Here is a 17382-nt window from a genome sequence, read left to right as displayed (position 1 = left end):
CCTTCCCGTTCAATCCTACTTCAAAATGTCTTTCCAAGCAAAGCCCCCAACCCCCAATAGATAAGTGGATCTTTCCTTGTTTTATACAAAAAGAACCAAGCAATAGATCACCTGGTTCCTTATCGGCAAATGCGGCCCTATATCAATACTTTCTTACTAGCAACACACAGCACTCCACATGCACCGTGTGTGGGAACATATCCACCGGCGTTACCTCAACCGTCCGATACCCGCCATCCTCCAGCACACGTAAGTCACGTGCCAGCGTACTCGGATTACAACTCACGTACACAACGCGCTCCGGCTTCATCTCCAGGATCGTATCCAGTAAACGTGGATCGCAGCCCTTGCGCGGTGGATCGACGACAATGACGTCGGCTTCGATGCCTTGTTCTTTCCAGCGTGGAATAACGTCCTCGGAAGCACCCACTTCGAACTTCACGTTACGCATCTCGTTCAACATCGCATTGCTGCGAGCATCCTCAATTGCTTCAGGCACAATCTCCACCCCGTACACCTGATCCGCATGTTGCGCGAGGAAAAGAGAGATCGTTCCGATGCCGCAATAGGCATCGATGACAGTCTCTTTACCACTCAGTCCTGCGTACTCTACCGTCTTCCCATAAAGTACTTCCGTCTGCACCGGATTCACCTGGTAGAACGAACGCGCCGAGATGGCAAACTGCACATCACCGATATAATCGTAGATTACATCACGGCCCCACAGGACGCGGGTCTCATCGCCGAATATAACGTTGGTCTGTTTCTTGTTCACGTTCTGGCAAATGCTCGCCACATGCGGAATCGCTTCACGGATACTGCCGATCCATGCATCTTTGTGTGGAATGTCTCTTCCATTCGTGACGAGAACGAGCATCATCTCGCCTGTACGGAATGCCTTTTTCACGACCACGTGGCGCAGCAGACCGCGACCTGTTTCTTCGTTATATGCGCTGATTCCAAAATGACTGCCGATCTCCTTAACCTTCGCAACCACTTCGTCATTGTGCTCATGCTGAATAAGGCAGCTCTCCATATCGATGATCCGGTGACTTCCTTTAGCGTAAAAACCACCTACCAAACCACCCTCGGCTGCTCCAATCGGCACCTGTGCCTTGTTCCGATAACGCCATGGCTCGTCCATGCCCATCGTAGGCAGTACACGAATGCCCTGTTGCTCGGCACCTTCCGCATCCTCCACCAACACATTCAACTTGCCGATCCGCTGCAAATTATCCACTACGAGCTGGCGTTTCCACGCAAGCTGTCCGGCGTAACTCATATGCTGGATCTGGCATCCGCCGCATTGATCGTAGATCGGGCAAGGCGCGGATACACGATCCGGGCTGGCCTTCACGATCTCCAGCAGTTTGGCGTAGCCGTACTGCTTCTTGGTTTTCATCACTCTCACGCGTACAGTTTCGCCCGGAAGCGCACCTTGCACGAACAGCGTGTATCCATTGGCACGGCCGACACCTTCACCGTCATGGTTCATACCGATGATGTCGATGACGGTCTCTTCATTTTTGCTGACAGGAAGTCCTTCGATTGGTGCAGATTCACGTTCCCGTCCCTTCGGACGAACGGCAGAAAGAGATGCGCCTTGTGGCCGCACCTCTTTCCCTTGCTGACGTGTAAATGGACGAGATGATTTGCTCGGCTGACGGGATGCTGAAGCATTCCCTTGCCCCTGAGAGGCAGCCGAATTCCGGCGGTTTTTTCCACGACCGCTGCGGTTTGTATTAGACAACGTACATTCACTTCTTTCTTTTTAGTATTTAACGATACAACATCAGGTGATGACGCAGGTTCTTAAATGTCGCAGGCAATGTTCCGCCCAACTCGCCATCCAAATTCAACTGAACATAGCCCGGCGACGTTACTTCCATATAATCCGTTTGGAAATGAACGACCTTCTTGTCGTTCAGATGTTCACCACGCAACGCAAGGGTTACGAGGCGAATCATGTCAGCCAGATTACATTTGCGCACACCGATCACATCGAACAGACCGTCATCAATGGTCGCACCTGGAGCCAGCTTCTCGAAGCCCCCGACAGAGTTTGTATTGGCAATGAGGAACAGCATGAATTCATCATGAATTTCTTCCTGACCCGCGGCACGGATAACCAGTTCCTGCGGAGACAGGCTCGCCATTTTCTCAATACCCTTCATATAGTAGGCCAGTTGCCCAATCATCGTTTTCAGACGGCTTGGCACCTCATAGGTCAGTTCGGTTAACGAACCCCCGCCCGCAATATTGATAAAATATTTATCATTCGCCTTGCCCAGATCGAGCGGACGAAGCTGCTGGTTAATGACCAGATCTACGTAATCTTCCCACTGCCTCGGAATACCGAGCGCACGCGCAAAATCATTCGTTGTTCCCAAAGGAAATACACCCAGCGGAGGACGATTCTCCCGCTCGGCCATGCCGTTGATGACTTCATACAATGTACCGTCGCCGCCAGCGGCAATAATCATGTCATATCCTCGTTCAATCGCCAGCTCCGCTTCCCGGGTTGCATCTCCCTCACCCGTTGTTGCGTGACACGAGGCTTCGATACCACCTTGATCCAAACGCTGCAAAATATCAGCCAGACGTTTCTTCATTTCTTCCCGGCCTGAGGTCGGATTATATATCAAGCGAGCTTTTTTCATCTCATACGCCACCTATTCCACATTATCCATGAGTCTGAACGACCTCATTTTCTTACTATCTGAGAGTAATCGCAGCAGGGCATCATTTTACACAATGACTCACGTCCGTTAATCCTGCCCCAACACTCTTCTCTACTTATATATATGCATAAGGAATTCCGTCTCATTCCAAAGCCTTTATGTACTATCATATCATCAAATGTGAAGATGTCCTAGCCTGTGATACATAAGTAATTATTTTCATATCGATTATAACGAAATTTTACATCTTGTTAACAATAACGATAAAACCTAAAGAATTACCTCATTCCAGCAATGGCAAGCATGCTTTCTGTGCACTTCCGAACTTGTCTATCCTTTACAAAATAAACCTCTAGCACTCCTCTTGAATCTAATCCTATGGATTTCCTGTCATTTATAACCATCCATCACCATTCTGCCCGCTTGGGCCGGAAATAGTCTAATACCCTCTCAAATCATGAGAACAACATATCCTGCAAAAAATTCACAAAAGCCCGAACAAGATGACAAATAAAATGAAACCTTTTCCAATATAGTCTTAGTGCATCCTCAACACATTCCAATATCATACCCATGAAGGAGATCACCGAATGAAAAAACTCGTATTATTGCTCATGGTATCGCTCTTGGCCTGTATTCCCTTTGTCACAGACGTTGAAGCGGCAGTCATTAACCATGATCAGGTTGTCGGATTCCAGGAAGTAAATCCCGTCACAGTCACCCAAATAACAGCCAAGCGTTTCCACCCCTACTTAAAAGTCTACCATGGATGTGTTCCGTTCCCCGCCGTGGATCAACAGGGCAATACCAATGCAGGCTTGCAAACCTCCGGTTCACCTAATGGAAATTGCAGCTCAAGTACAGGCCAAGTGTACTCCCGTTCGGCATGGCATAATGGCGTATGGGCTATTATGTACGCATGGTACTTCCCGAAAGACTCCCCTTCCTCCGGCCTCGGCCATCGTCATGACTGGGAAGGCATTGTTGTATGGGTAGACAATCCCGCAGCACAAAATCCTCAAATCCTCTCCATCGCCTATTCAGGACATGGGCAGTTCACGAATGTTGCCCCAAGTAACACGAACCTGAACGGTACGAATCCTTTGATTAGTTACAACAGTACCTGGCCTCTAAACCATGAGCTTGGTGTTACTGAAACCGTCGGTGGAATGCAGCCTTTGATCGGCTGGGATGATCTGACGTCTGCGGCACGCGATGCGCTGAATACAACTGATTTTGGCAGTGCCAATGTTCCGTTGAACGACAGCAATTTTACAAACAATTTAAACAAGGCCTGGTTTAGATAAAAAGTCTTTCTCTCCATTAAAATATATGCTTCGTGCTGAGAACTGATTAACCGCCATCCTCTTTTAAAAAAAGTAAAATCCCCTTCAAGTAGACACAGAACTTGAAGGGGATTGTTTTTGCAACTACATATAGTTTAAAAACCAATCTTTCTGCCAGCACGGAGCTGTTTATACCAAAAATATATGGTGCAACCTACACAGTAACCGAGTAATGCGGCACTTGCAGCAAGGAGAAGCATCGACGAGAAAATATAACCTGCTACCTGCCAACCAAGGCCGAATGAGACAAGTGCCAGAGTAAGAAACAATACCGCCAGAACATTGTTGAAGCGTTGCAGTTCCACTGCCTGTGTCTCTGTCCCTTTTCCAGTTAACACGGCCTTCCCAATCTGCACAAACAGATTAAGCTTGCCTCCGGATGCCAGACCGACAACTTGAATGATCCATAACGCTCCCAGAATTAACGGTTGATTGAACAGAAATGACAGGACAACAAATAGCACAATCCCGATCTGGTTCGCTTTGACATAGCGCATAGGTACTTCCCGCATCTGCATATCTCCTTATCCCCATTTTATTAGTTGGTTTAATTGTAGTCTGTAAATGAAGTAAGAGCAATAGGAAGTTGCTTTGATCATGCTTATAAGAAGGAATAGCCCCTTTTCAAGATCTCCCAATGCGGTGTTGGTACACCAGTAGCCTTTTTCCAATCAGTAAATGCATTATCTAACGCCTCAATCTCTCCAAAGGAACCCGCAACCAGTTTATAGATCGGAAGCATACTATACATCTTCAACAGAAGGTAAAACATCCGTTGATGTTTGCGAATCAGTTTGGCCTGAATCTCCGGTATAATCGTTATGCCCATAGCCTCAAGAACACTAAAGCCCTCATCCATCGCCCCAATCATATGCTGGAGTTGCTTTTTGTTTCCATCCAGCTTGATCATCTCACGTTTCTCATTAAAGCTCACCGCATTAAGCATCAGAATGGGCACAATATGGCTTTTCAGCCAGGCATCGATATCGTCCAGGTAATTCAACTTGTATTTCGTCTTCTCAAAAGCTTGATCCAGTATGGATTTAAAGGCAATCTCACCGTCCAGCCCGCCAATCACCATTTGCCCGCTTGCTCCACCAATGGATAACATACGATCTTCTTGCCGCCGCCCACCGCTAACCTGAAAACCAAACGCGACCTTTTTTTCCACCTTGCTGTTTTCCTCCAAAAAGATTTGCATGCTTCGTGCATCTGCATTGTTGCCGACGATCACCAAATTCCTGCTCTGATTGGCTGCCAAAATAGGCAGTACTGATGGAAAATCGTTATATTTCATAACCACGAAAATAAGATCATATTCATCATTCTCTTCCAGCGTTCTTGTTACCCGAACCGGATCAACGGTCGTTTTAAACTGGAACACATGACGAATGACAATACCATCTCTCTCCAGTTCCTCTGCCCGCTTCCCTCTAGCCAGAATGGTGACATCATTTCCCCCGCGTACCAGAACCTGCGCCAGCTGACTGCCCAGAACGCCTGCGCCATACACTAATATATTCATTAGTTATCCCTCTATTTCAAATTTTTATGGATATTCGTTGCTTTATCAACATTTGTTGATAAAATAAGAGTAACAAAGCATCTGCAACGCTTCAATCGCTAAAATATCCGTTATTGTTGAATAATCAACGAATTGATCCATATTGTTGAAAACATCAAGGAGGAGCCATGGACAGACGAGTTGTCAAAACAAGAAAAGCCATAACTGATGCCTTTATCGGGTTGTTGGAAGAGCAGGATTTCGAGCAAATTACGATTAATGAGATTGCTGATCGGGCCAATGTGAACCGTGGTACCGTCTATTTGCACTACACGGACAAGTTTGATCTGCTGGATCAAAGCATCGAGACGTATTTGCAGCAATTGGTAGAGAGCTGTATGGTGGAGAGTCCTACCACTCCCTTGACCATCAAGGACGCGTTGCTCCGAACCTTTCGTTACCTGGAGCAGCACGCTCCCGTCTATACCACGCTATTAACCCAAAAAGGGATTCCTGCCTTCCGAAACCGGCTGATGACACTCCTGATTCAGGGGGTCGAAGAGCAGATTGATGCGTGTGGCATTCACAAGGGGATCAACAGGGAGATCACTGTGCAATTTCTGGCTTCTGCCTCCGCTGGGCTGCTGGAATGGTGGATCATGAATTCCATGCCTTATCCAGCCGAGAAGATTGTTGAAGAACTGATGTCTTTGCTGGAGCTTCATCTGATTCTTCCTTCTCAGGTATAGGGTTAATAAGGAGCTACGGATTGAATGAACAGGAGATCATATGTTGCAGAGACTCCTCCCTGTATGCTGAACTTGTCCTCATACTCCTTATACATGTTGGTGAACAAACGTCGTAAGCTATACCCAGGAATCGTTGCTGCTTCTGAAGTGCTGGCTCCCATTCCTTTAACCGAATACAGAAAATCTCTTGCGGAAGCATACTTTTCCATATGAATCGAACGTTCACAATGGAAACTAGAATATCCGGATTCCTGAAGCATGATTTCCCATTGAACAGGTGAATGAAACGAAAGTCCATGTCGCTGTGGTTCCATCCCGTTGGCACGATAAACTTCATTAAATGCCTCATGCATCTCACGAAATGTATCAGGCCCAAAGGTCGTATATATGAGCAAACCTCCGGGGCGCAGCATTCGCCGCAGGTGACCCAGTGTTTCCTGCGGCGAACTTAGCCATTGAAAACAGGCGTTGGAGACGATGATATCCACTGAGCACTCCGGAGCATTTACGGCCCACATCTCGATATCTGCCTGTAGAAAACGTAAATTATCCGTTGTATACTCCCCAGTACCTGGATGCTGTGCTGATTGGAACCGTTTTGAAGCCACTTCGATCATCTCGGGTGCAATATCAAGTGCAGTAATATTCGCGCTAGGCCATTCATTCACTAGGATTTGAGTCAAAGCCCCTGTGCCACAACCGATTTCGAGAATGCTCGGATCACTTAAGAACCCTTTGTTCTTCCATTCTGCGAGGGATCTTGCTAGATGATCAGCCATAGAACGCTGAATATGTGCATGTGCATCATAAGAAATGGCACTACGATTAAATTGGCGTTGCACAGCACTACTTCTACGAATGGTCATGCCACCATCTCCTCCATTCATCAGCGATGTGTACTTCCTTTCCCAAAAAGGGTGCATGTCCGCAGCCCGTTAAAGTAATTAACTTAGCTTGAGGTAAATGAGCTGTAAGCTCCAATCCAGCACCGTAAGGACATATCCTATCCTCAGTCCCATGAATAAGGAGAACCGGACAATCGATATTGGGCAATTGAGACAAACATTCCTCGCTTCTCAAAAGCTGAAGACCTGCCAGTAGTGCTTGCGTTGTCCAGCTACCCGTATGAGGTAGACGTTCAGCAAGACCTGCTTCCCATTCTTGCTCCGTAAACATAATCTTTCGAAAATTGGCTTCCACTTCGTCTCGATCCTTTAAAATCCCTTTGATCATCTGCCTAACGTATGCATCTGCTAAGCCGCGGTCAAACTCTTCTTTTGAGCGGGTAAACCGAGCCGTTGCACCGAACAGCACAAGGCCATCCACGTAACCTTTAGCCGCTAGTCTGAGCGCCAGTAAACCTCCGAGCGACCAACCTGATATTAGAAGCGGACCGTGGGACGCTCTCTCCCTGCAAGCTGATCCTTCAATACATAACATGTCCGTAACTGCTGTTTCAGTTAGGCTCAGCATTTCCTCAGGAGAATCCGCAGCACTATAATCTACAGAAATATGGCGAAAATCAGGCAATAATAGGCGAAGACGGTCAAACACCGTATCAGGCATGCTCCATCCCGTTAGCCATAATATAGTTCCACTTGTCTCCTGCTCGATTTTCAGCGGACTATTATCCAAGGCATTCATGAGCTCAGCACCCCTAACTGAAGCCCGATTTTGCAGATTCGTGCGCTGGCATCATTCAGTTCCTTAGGGGTATGGTCGGCCGATAAAGAGAAGCGAATTCGCGCTGTGCCATCAGGAACGGTAGGCGGTCGAATCGCTACCCCAGCAATACCATCTGCTTCAAGTGCCTCACTTAAACGAAGAGCCCTTTCGTTATCACCGACGATTATCGGTACAATAGGGGAATCGCCGGTCCCAACGTTAAACCCGGCATCACAAAGTGAAGAACGAAATAAACTACTTGCCAAATAGAGGCGTTCGCGACGCCAGTGATCTGCTTGTACCAAAGTTAACGCTGTTGATATACCAGCTACGAGAGAAGGCGGCAATGCCGTTGAATAGATGAGCGGCCTTGCTTTGTTAATGAGAAAGTGGATTAGTGTTCGGCTGCCGCAGACATAAGCTCCATATAAACCGAATGATTTGCTAAACGTCCCCATATGCACATCCACATCATTTTGAAGACCAAGCTTAAAGCAAAGTCCTTCGCCCCGTTTCCCGTAGATGCCCCCGCTGTGCGCCTCATCCACCATCAGCATTGCCCCGTATTCTTGTTTGAGCGCAACGAGCTCTTCCAAGTGTGCTTGATCACCATCCATTGAGAAGACGGCATCCGTAACAATCAGCTTACGTCGTTTATCCCGATGTTTGTTCAATAATAGCTTCAGATGTTCCATGTCATTATGTCTATACCGGGCATGTTCCGCGCGGCTCAGCACAATACCGTCCACGATGCTGGCATGGTTTAATTGATCACTAAAAACGACATCACCCCGGCCCACGAGTGCACGAATGACACCGGAATTAGCCATATAACCATTTGCAAAAACAAGCGCAGCTTCACTATGCTGCCAAGTGGCCAGCTCTTCTTCCAGACGGCCATAAAGCAGTCGATTCCCAGTAACAAGACGAGATGCGCCCGAACCTCCTCCTTCGGTAAGAAGCGCCTCGCGAATCGTATCAATGATAGCGGAATGTCGAGCAAGTCCCAGGTAGTCATTGGAGGCCAGGTTGAGGAGCACTCGGTCTCCTCTCCACGTATAACCAGGACAATCTGGGACCGCAGCACTGTCACGCAAGTAACGTTCATTGGAGGCATCAGCCAATAACGCAAGTTCTTTTTCCATCCAATTCATAGTCCGTACCGCCTTAAAGTGCATTTAACTCAATCTCAAAACCCAAATCTTCAATCATTTGATGATCATTCGATATTTCTTGACCTGCTGTTGTTAAATAATCACCTACAAAGAGTGAATTTGCAGCATACAGCGACAAAGGTTGCAATGTACGGAGGTTGATTTCGCGTCCACCCGCAACACGAATCTCTTTAGACGGACAGATGAACCGAAATAGTGCCAGTACCTTAAGCGCCTTCATAGCCGGTGTGCGTCCTGCTCCTTCCAGAGGGGTCCCCGGTATCGCATTCAGGAAATTAATCGGAATTGAATCCGCATCAAGCTTACGGAGCGCGAAAGCCATCTCGACAATTTCCTGATTACTTTCACCCATACCGATAATGACACCGGAGCAGGGGGACATGCCGTATGCTTTTACCTTCTCCACGGTTTCAATTCGCTGGTCATAGGTATGAGTTGTGGTTATCGATGGATAATTGGCCCTGCTTGTGTTCAAGTTGTGATTGTATCGGTGCACGCCTGCTTCAGCCAGACGTTCTGCTTGACCGTCCTTCAAGATTCCTAGACACGCACAGATTTTAAGGGGCATCGTTTCACGGATTTCTTTTACCGCCTCTACAACTTGATCCAGCTCCTTATTCGTGGGACCTTTCCCTGAAGCTACAATGCAATAGGTTCCTGCTTTACGCGCCATAGCTTCATGTGCTCCTGCAAGCAACGTTTCTTTGTCGAGCAAGCTGTATTTTTGGATGGGAGCGGTGGATACAATGGATTGTGAGCAATAACCGCAGTCTTCGGGACAAAAGCCGCTTTTGGCGTTGATGATCATATTCAGCTTCACTTTTTTGCCGTAAAAATATTGCCTCACTTGAAAAGCCGCTTGCATTAGCGGCAGTACCTCATCATCGCTTGCTTCAAGCACGGCAAGTCCTTCTTCCATTGTCAAACATTCGCCATTCAACGATCGATTCGCAAGCGACGACCATTCTAGATTAGTTACCGTTGTTTTCAACTTCATTCCTCCTCCATGGATTGAACTGTTAATGCCTGTCTGATTGGTGTTAACTGGATCTTTTCTCGAATGACCTGGATCAACATTTCCGTATTCATTTCGTCCATCAAGCGGGGAAAACGTCCAAGAAAGGGTATGCCGCAATAACGTTCAATCAGCTCCGCGTTTGTTGTGATACTGGAGTCGTTATAAATTCCGTCAGATTCACCATCGTTCAGAATAAAACCTACGATCGGAATCCCATGCTGCTGCAGGTATGACACCGTAAGAAGTGTATGATTAATCGTACCTAGACCCGTCCGCGCAACGATCAGGGCCGGTGTTCGAAGCTCCGAGATCAAATCCACTACAAGAGAGTCCTCGGTCAGTGGAACAGCGACGCCGCCTGCTCCTTCAATGAGTACCGATTCGTATCGATTTGCCAGCGGCTGACCAGCGTTGATTATCTCCTGTAACGTAATATCCACCCCATCCTGCTTGGCAGCGAGCATCGGGGTAAGAGGAGCTTTGAATGTAAATGTCGCCACATCCTCGGCACGCTCATCAATTCCGGTGTATTGCAACAGACGCTCTGCATCGGTTTCTCCGCTACCAAGAAGTGCACCGGATTGCACGGGCTTCCAGACGCCTGTATTCAGCTTTTCAGCACGAAGCGTAGCAACAAGAGCCCCTGTAACGATTGTTTTCCCAACCCCTGTGTCCGTACCTGTTACGAATACTCCGCGAATTACATTCATGATTCCAAACCACCTTCGGTGACGTCAAAAATGGATTGCATCAAGATATCAATCATTGCTTCAAGCTCAGCCTCTGTACTAGCAAGAGGAGGAATGAACACAACAACATTGCCAAGTGGTCTCGTAAGCATGCCAAGCTCTCTGGCACGCTTGGTTACCCGAACGCCGATTCGTTCGGCCCAATCGTACGGTTCCCGAGTAGCTTTATCCCGTACAAGCTCAATTCCTAACATCAGTCCCTTTTGCCTGATATCCCCGACGTGCGGAGAATCTTTAAGTACTGAGAGCTTCTGCTCTACAAAAGCCGCCTTTGCTCTTACACCTTCCACCAGGTTGCGCTCTTCAAATAGTTTCAAGTTAGCCAAAGCAACTGCGCAGCCGAGCGGGTTACCTGTGAAGGAATGACCGTGGAAAAATGTTTTTTGATCCTCATAATCGGCATAAAATGCGCTGTACACCTCATCTGTTGCCAGTGTCGCTGCCACAGGTAAGTAGCCACCTGTAAGACCTTTGCCTATCACCATCAAATCAGGAGAAACTTCTTCGAGATCACAAGCAAACATAGCACCTGTCCTGCCGAAGCCTGTCGCCACCTCATCGGCTATGAACAGTACACCATATGTACGGCAAAGTGCTGCCATCTCGCGTAGACAGCCCTCTGGCATAATAAGAATGCCACTAGCTCCTTGCACAATCGGCTCTACGATAATGGCCGCGATTTCATCTGCACTGGTTTCAAGTACATTACGCAATGCGGTTAACGTAGCTTCCATGGCTTCCCGCTCGCCGTCCTCATGTCGATAAACGTAAGGATACGGAATGACATGAGTAGGAAACAGCATCGGACGGAACACATCATGGTACAACGGAATTGCACCGACACTAACCGCACCAATCGTATCTCCGTGATAGGCTTGATTCATCGTAATAAACTTCGTTTTACCGGTTTCTCCTCGGTTCTTCCAGTATTGAAACGCCATTTTCACTGCGATCTCGACACCGGTTGCTCCCGAATCGGAATAAAATACTTTATTTAATCCCTCTGGGGAAATCTCTACTAGTTTCTCAGCAAGTTCAATAGCTGGCACATTAGCCATTCCGAGTAACGTAGAATGTGCAACACGTTCCAACTGATCCGTTATAGCTTGGTTCAGCTCGGGGACGTTATGTCCGTGAACATTAAGCCAAACCGAGGAGAAGCCGTCATAATAAGCACGTCCTTGGACGTCATAGAGCATGACGCCTTCGCCTCGTTCAATAATGAGAGGATCGGAGTTATTGTAATCTTTCATCTGCGTAAAAGGGTTCCATAAATGAGCCTTATTTATAGCTGCAAGCCGTTCATAATGTGTCACAAGATATCACCTTCCGTTAGATCATTTCAATTGTTAACCAAAATTATTTTCAAGGTTAACAATTGAATGTTGACATCTTATCAGACAAAAACTTTCCTGTAAAGAGAATCATTTCTGAGTTAGAAACCTCACCCTCCACTCTGTATGAACGGATTGAACCCGGAACTTCGGCTCGTAGAGGGTTTTGCCTAATACAAAAAAACACGCCTAATTCGGCGTGTTTTGTCTAAAATACATATAAAAACAAAAAACGACATCTCTGCCGTTTGTGTTTAAGCTATTGTTAGAGATAACGGGGATAATCGCTAGCAGCGACCTGTTTTCCCCTAAACTAAACCTTAACCTCATTACATCTTTCCAGTAAAAGTTGAATTTGACGCTCCAGCCACTTTCCTAATAAAGGATGTGGAAGCAGCGTCTCACCACTATACGCGTAATCCAGTTCCTTCAGTCGGCCCGGGATCACCTTCATGGTGAAATAACCGGCACTCAAAAACAGCGGCGCCACAATAACCCGGCTCCCCCGCTCTTCACTCCAGTATTTCGCCTTGTCGTACACACTATCCGGATTTAGCAGCGCATAATCGGTATGAGCAACACCGCTGACTTCCTGCACCCGCTGTGCGAGTGAAGAAATGCCCGCTTCCCAGCGCTGACGGAATCCATCGTGAATACTCCCATGTCCGACTAACAGGATCGTCTCCTGTTCTGGTTGCTGCGACAGGGCCTTTACCTTGTCCCAGACCATGACCGCAATATCCGGGTCATTATCCACAGGATAACCGAAGTGGACTAGTGCTTTCACCCCGAAGGGTTCCAGTTCAGTCTCACGCTCCGGAGCGTCTTTGGCACCGATGGCATACTCAATCTCATCCACATGTGTACTACCGGACGAAACAAACAGAGGTACGACCAATATATCGGTTACGTCCTGTGCTTCCAGTCGGTTGATACCGTCCTGGATCAGGCGTCCTTCCACAAGTTCAAGAAACCCGGCTTCAACGGGCAATGGTACAGGCAGATTCAACCGGGAGACCGTGTCATCGACGGATTCTACCCAGGTCTTCTCCTGAGAACCGTGACTAATGATGAGTACACCCGGTTTCTTCATCCTTAACGTCCCAGGCGTTCCAGCGTCATTTTATAACCGTCATTACCGTAGTTCAGGCAGCGTTTTACACGAGAGATCGTGGCTGTACTTGCACCTGTCTCAGCTTCAATCTGGTTATAGGTATTTCCTTTGCCAAGCATACGTGCTACTTCCAGCCGCTGGGACATGGATTGAATCTCGTTTACCGTGCAGAGGTCATCAAAAAACACATAACACTCTTCAATATCTTTCAGAGTCAAAATAGCCTCAAATAATTGTTCAATGCTTTTATCATTTAGCTTTTTCAGCTGCATTTCATCATCATCCCCTAGCGGTTACTGTGTACCTTCATTGTACCCAGCCTGAGTTGGTATTTCAAGCGTTAACGATTTCACGCACTACAGAATAAAAATACATGTTACCGCTTTCATATAGCATTAATGTCCTCCCTACGCGCACAATCCCCCTCTATCTCACGATTTATCCCCTTTTTCTGCGTATATTTCCGATTAATTATGTAGGAATTATTCCATTTAAAATGTGACAATTTTGTGTCTGAGACATATAATTCCACTGCGAACCTATCATCCTCTCCTGCGCCCAAATCCGCAAATATCCCGTTTTGCGGGATACTCGCCTACGCCGTTTCTCCGCTAATGACATACAGTATAGCAAAAGGGAGTTCCATCTCGGTCTGTTATGCACGACCAGCCGGAAGGAACGCAATTCCGAAATCCAACATAGAAGGAACGTGATAGTTCATGCCACAGCATTATTATCACCGCCAGCCCGCTCCACGGCAGCGTCCGTCTTCCCATACGCAACGGCAGGGACATACTTCTGCCTATATGCCGCCACGGGCATTGAATGAAGCCCAGGTTCAACCCATGTATCCTGGAGTAGAGCCTTACAACCCTCAATTCCAAGAGGTTGAAGCATCCGGACTTGTACCTTATAGTCCAGGTGGTCCGGGGGGACCCGGTGGAAACTTTTTCGGCGGGGGAGCTCCTGTTGCTCCTCCTGTTTCGGTGGAAGCGCCTGCGTCTTCCTCAGGCTTTTCCCTGGCCAACATCGGAGAACTGAAAGGAATGATCGACCGCTTCGGTGGAATTGATGGCATCATGAGTGGAATCGGCAAAATGCAAAAGGTCGTTGGCGGCTTCCAGCAGATGGCACCAATGATGAAACTGGTGATGGGGATTCTACCTTTTGGAAAAGGAAAAAAAAGCAGCAGTGCTGCGGACAAAGACTATGAAGAGTATTCTCCGCCTCGCTCACGCAAACGCCGTAAAAAAACGACCTCTGCTCCGCGCAAACGGAACACGAATAGTAAAACTGGCCGGAATAAATCCAATTCCACCAATCGTCGTCCCAAAAGAAGCAAAAAGCTCTAACACTTTTCCCAGGCGCCCTCTTACATAAGGGGGTGCCTTAATCCAATTCCATCTTATTCTCCCCTTCAATCCACTCATTCTTTCATATAAGAGAATATTCATAACCAATTTTTTAAGAACCTATGTTCTTATTCTCGTGAATTGAGGTATACTGAGTTATAGATAAAGGAGGCGGATTATGGAACTGTTTAAAGACAAATATACTCCCGCATTAATCGACCGGACAGGAGAATGGTTGCACCAATTCTACCCCAAGTTGGACAAGCAGCAATTTCGTGAACTTGTATTTGCTGAGGGCTGGGAAGAGCTGGAATTCAAAGCTCGTATCCGCCGCATTACGTCGGCATTGACCGAAGTTCTCCCCGACAACTATGAAGAGGCATTACACGTGATTGAGCAGGCAGCACCACAGATGCGAGGGGTCGAATATTTGTTCGTACCCGATTATATTGAAGTGAACGGACTTGCGCCGGAAAACTACGAACTATCCATGAAGTACTTGGCCGTCTTCACACCTTATTCCAGTTCCGAGTTCGCGGTCCGCCCGTTTATTGAACGCTACCCGATCGAAACGATGAAACGCATGATGGAATGGACGGGGAGTCCCAATGAACATATACGCAGGCTTGCCAGTGAAGGCAGCCGTCCACGTCTCCCATGGGGCTCCAAACTTCGGGGCTTCATCACCGATCCCACACCAGTACTTCCAATTCTCCATGAGTTGAAGCAGGACGAGTCCCTGTATGTCCGGAAAAGTGTAGCCAATCACCTGAACGACATCTCGAAAGACCATCCTGAACTGGTCCTGGATTTGGCCTCAAGCTGGTACGGACAGCATGAACATACGGACTGGATCGTTCGTCATGCAAGCCGCTCATTGCTGAAAAAGGGACATCCGAAGGCGCTGAGTCTCTTTGGTTATGTCGAGCAGGATGCGACACATATCGAGCATCTTCAGCTTGCAAGAGATACCGTGGCCATCGGGGAAGATCTTCATTTTTCGTTTGATGTCGTTAATGAAAGTGGTCAGTCACAGATGCTGCGGATCGAATATGAAATCGGATATATGAAAGCAAATGGCAAGCAGGCACCCAAACGGTTCAAATGCTCTGACAAAACCTTCCCTACCGGAAGAACCAAGGTTGCAACGAAGCAATCGTTCAAAGTCATTACGACGAGAAAGCATTACGCTGGTTTGCATACGCTAACGATTGTCGTTAATGGACAACCTACAGCTACAGCCACATTTGTATTGGAGCAAACAGAGTAAACTGCGAAGGGCCAGTAGCCATCCAACTTATCATGAAAAGATAGCAAGGTTCATTTGTGATATGAATCCCATGTTAAAATTCAGCTCATAGAATCCATTCCTTGAGAAATTCCCCAAGGTGTCTTCAGTACTGAAGATGCCTATTACCTTTTCCACCCTGTTCGTAACAGCCAAATATCCCTCAAAATCAAGTTATACACATGATGCTTCTTCATTTATCTTATCCACATGTGGACATCTATTCCGAAAACAAATCTATATGTACTCCTATTTGCCCTCTTATGCACATCATACACAGGCTAAAGAAGCGATCTTTACAGACCGCTAACTCATCACTTGCTATTCAGTTTCTATTCTTCCTTACTTAAACCAGCCCCGCTTCACGAACCAGGCCACCATACTTCCGCCCAGAATAAACATCAACAGCAGCACAGCTCCATACCCAAACTTCCATTGCAGCTCAGGCATATAAGCAAAGTTCATACCATAGATCCCTGCGATCAGCGTCAGTGGCATAAAGACTGTTGTTATCACGGTGAGGGTCTTCATAATCTGGTTCATACGGTTGGAATTCAGCGAAATATAACTGTCGCGCAGGTCTGCCGTCATTTCCCGATCAGCTTCAATCATGTCCGTCAGCTTCAACAAATGGTCATAGATATCGGTAAAATATACGGTATGCTCTCCTGTTCTCTGCACATGCTGAGAATTGACTACCCGATAGAGCAGATCCCGCATGGGCACTACCGTTCGTCTAAGCTTCAGCAGTCGACTGCGCAAGTCGAACACCTGATTCATCAGGTCTTCCACCGACTCCTTGCCGCCCCGGTTCTCCAGTTCAGCCAGCTCATCCTCTATGGCAAACAGAGACGGGAAATAATGATCGACCAGCTTGTCCATCACCGTATACGCAGCTGCCACCGGGCCCCGGGCCCAGATGGTTCGTTCATGCGCATGATGCAGCAACCTCTCCCAAGCTTCATCGACTTCCTCCAGTGCCCCGTGATGAAAGGATACCAGGAAGTTCGCCCCCAGAAACAGGTCCACCTCTTCCGCTTCCAATGTGGTCGGATTCAGTGCATGCAGCACGAGGAACTGCAAATTGTCATAATAATCGAGCTTAGGTCGCTGCAATACATGCATACAATCCTCAATAGCTAATGGATGAAAATGAAAATATGTATCGAGCAACTGGCTTTCCTCTTCGGAAGGCTGATTGAAATCTGCCCATACCCAGGCGTAATCCTGCAGATCCAGCTGTGTAAGCGGTACATTTACAGATACCTGATGATCCCGTGAGATGGCGAGTGTACGAATCATAAATTAGACCACGTCCTTGTCTTGTATCCTTTACGTTATTGTACAACTTTAACCATTGAACCGTCTCCTGCAACAGCCCATTATACACACGTTATCCTGCAAACG

General features: G+C 47.3%; 17 protein-coding genes. 4 read left to right on the top strand and 13 right to left on the bottom strand.

The features are described from left to right. Positions 1 to 142: 142 nt before the first annotated feature. Entirely contained in the window at positions 143 to 1750 is a 1608-nt protein-coding gene (rlmD, locus tag ACDJ58_RS02735; RefSeq protein WP_413375271.1) for a 23S rRNA (uracil(1939)-C(5))-methyltransferase RlmD, read from the bottom strand. Positions 1751 to 1778: 28 nt separating this feature from the next. After that, positions 1779 to 2660 carry a diacylglycerol kinase gene (locus tag ACDJ58_RS02730; RefSeq protein ID WP_063568189.1) on the bottom strand — a complete coding sequence of 294 codons (882 nt, stop codon included), beginning with the start codon at positions 2658 to 2660 and terminating at the stop codon, positions 1779 to 1781. A 611-nt stretch (positions 2661 to 3271) separates the two neighbouring features. Here ACDJ58_RS02730 and ACDJ58_RS02725 point away from each other — a divergent pair. Then, entirely contained in the window at positions 3272 to 3988 is a 717-nt protein-coding gene (locus ACDJ58_RS02725; protein ID WP_413375269.1) for an NPP1 family protein, read from the top strand. 134 nt (positions 3989 to 4122) lie between these two features. On the opposite strand, the gene ACDJ58_RS02720 is transcribed toward ACDJ58_RS02725, so the two are convergent. Together ACDJ58_RS02720 and ACDJ58_RS02715 are read right to left on the bottom strand one after the other, a co-directional pair. Further along, positions 4123 to 4539, bottom strand: coding sequence for a DUF4395 domain-containing protein (locus ACDJ58_RS02720; protein WP_413375267.1), 417 nt, complete (start codon positions 4537 to 4539; stop codon positions 4123 to 4125). A gap of 89 nt (positions 4540 to 4628) precedes the next feature. After that, the gene (locus ACDJ58_RS02715; RefSeq protein ID WP_413375265.1) at positions 4629 to 5552 is read right to left on the bottom strand and encodes a ketopantoate reductase family protein; all 924 of its coding nucleotides are present in this window, start codon (positions 5550 to 5552) and stop codon (positions 4629 to 4631) included. A 167-nt stretch (positions 5553 to 5719) separates the two neighbouring features. Here ACDJ58_RS02715 and ACDJ58_RS02710 point away from each other — a divergent pair, with 167 nt between their 5' ends. Further along, entirely contained in the window at positions 5720 to 6280 is a 561-nt protein-coding gene (locus tag ACDJ58_RS02710; protein WP_413375263.1) for a TetR/AcrR family transcriptional regulator, read from the top strand. Between the two features lie 2 nt (positions 6281 to 6282). On the opposite strand, the gene bioC is transcribed toward ACDJ58_RS02710, so the two are convergent. The 8 genes from bioC to ACDJ58_RS02670 form a co-directional block, all read right to left on the bottom strand. Further along, positions 6283 to 7146, bottom strand: coding sequence for a malonyl-ACP O-methyltransferase BioC (gene bioC / locus ACDJ58_RS02705; RefSeq protein WP_413375261.1), 864 nt, complete (start codon positions 7144 to 7146; stop codon positions 6283 to 6285). Further along, entirely contained in the window at positions 7133 to 7924 is a 792-nt protein-coding gene (locus ACDJ58_RS02700) for an alpha/beta hydrolase (protein WP_413375259.1), read from the bottom strand. Before ACDJ58_RS02700 ends, bioC begins: the two co-directional genes overlap by 14 nt. Continuing rightward, entirely contained in the window at positions 7921 to 9099 is a 1179-nt protein-coding gene (bioF, locus tag ACDJ58_RS02695) for an 8-amino-7-oxononanoate synthase (protein ID WP_413375257.1), read from the bottom strand. Before bioF ends, ACDJ58_RS02700 begins: the two co-directional genes overlap by 4 nt. Positions 9100 to 9112: 13 nt before the next feature. After that, positions 9113 to 10111: a biotin synthase BioB gene (gene bioB / locus ACDJ58_RS02690; RefSeq protein ID WP_413375255.1), complete on the bottom strand. Its 999-nt coding sequence runs from the start codon at positions 10109 to 10111 to the stop codon at positions 9113 to 9115. Between the two features lie 2 nt (positions 10112 to 10113). Next, a complete protein-coding gene (gene bioD, locus ACDJ58_RS02685; RefSeq protein WP_413375253.1) occupies positions 10114 to 10848 on the bottom strand; it encodes a dethiobiotin synthase in 735 nt (244 codons plus the stop codon). Next, positions 10845 to 12203, bottom strand: a complete 1359-nt coding sequence (bioA, locus tag ACDJ58_RS02680; protein WP_413375251.1) for an adenosylmethionine--8-amino-7-oxononanoate transaminase — start codon at positions 12201 to 12203, stop codon at positions 10845 to 10847. The genes bioD and bioA overlap by 4 nt, the downstream gene beginning before the upstream one ends. A gap of 331 nt (positions 12204 to 12534) precedes the next feature. After that, the gene (locus tag ACDJ58_RS02675; RefSeq protein WP_413375249.1) at positions 12535 to 13314 is read right to left on the bottom strand and encodes a sirohydrochlorin chelatase; all 780 of its coding nucleotides are present in this window, start codon (positions 13312 to 13314) and stop codon (positions 12535 to 12537) included. Positions 13315 to 13316: 2 nt separating this feature from the next. Further along, positions 13317 to 13607 (bottom strand): YerC/YecD family TrpR-related protein, encoded by a 291-nt coding sequence (locus ACDJ58_RS02670; RefSeq protein WP_017690665.1) that lies wholly within the window; start codon positions 13605 to 13607, stop codon positions 13317 to 13319. Between the two features lie 447 nt (positions 13608 to 14054). On the opposite strand from ACDJ58_RS02670, the gene ACDJ58_RS02665 reads away from it, so the two are divergent. Then, a complete protein-coding gene (locus ACDJ58_RS02665; protein ID WP_413375247.1) occupies positions 14055 to 14687 on the top strand; it encodes a tyrosine protein kinase in 633 nt (210 codons plus the stop codon). A 178-nt stretch (positions 14688 to 14865) separates the two neighbouring features. Then, the gene (locus ACDJ58_RS02660) at positions 14866 to 15957 is read left to right on the top strand and encodes a DNA alkylation repair protein (protein WP_413375245.1); all 1092 of its coding nucleotides are present in this window, start codon (positions 14866 to 14868) and stop codon (positions 15955 to 15957) included. Positions 15958 to 16317: 360 nt separating this feature from the next. Here the strand turns inward: ACDJ58_RS02660 and corA are convergent, their stop codons facing one another. After that, positions 16318 to 17277, bottom strand: coding sequence for a magnesium/cobalt transporter CorA (gene corA, locus ACDJ58_RS02655; RefSeq protein ID WP_063568080.1), 960 nt, complete (start codon positions 17275 to 17277; stop codon positions 16318 to 16320). Positions 17278 to 17382 lie beyond the last annotated feature (105 nt).

It is taken from the genome of Paenibacillus taichungensis (assembly GCF_047302525.1).
Classification (GTDB): domain Bacteria; phylum Bacillota; class Bacilli; order Paenibacillales; family Paenibacillaceae; genus Paenibacillus; species Paenibacillus taichungensis_B.
Note: the sequence above shows the minus strand (reverse complement) of the source record. Positions and strands in the feature narration are given on the sequence as shown.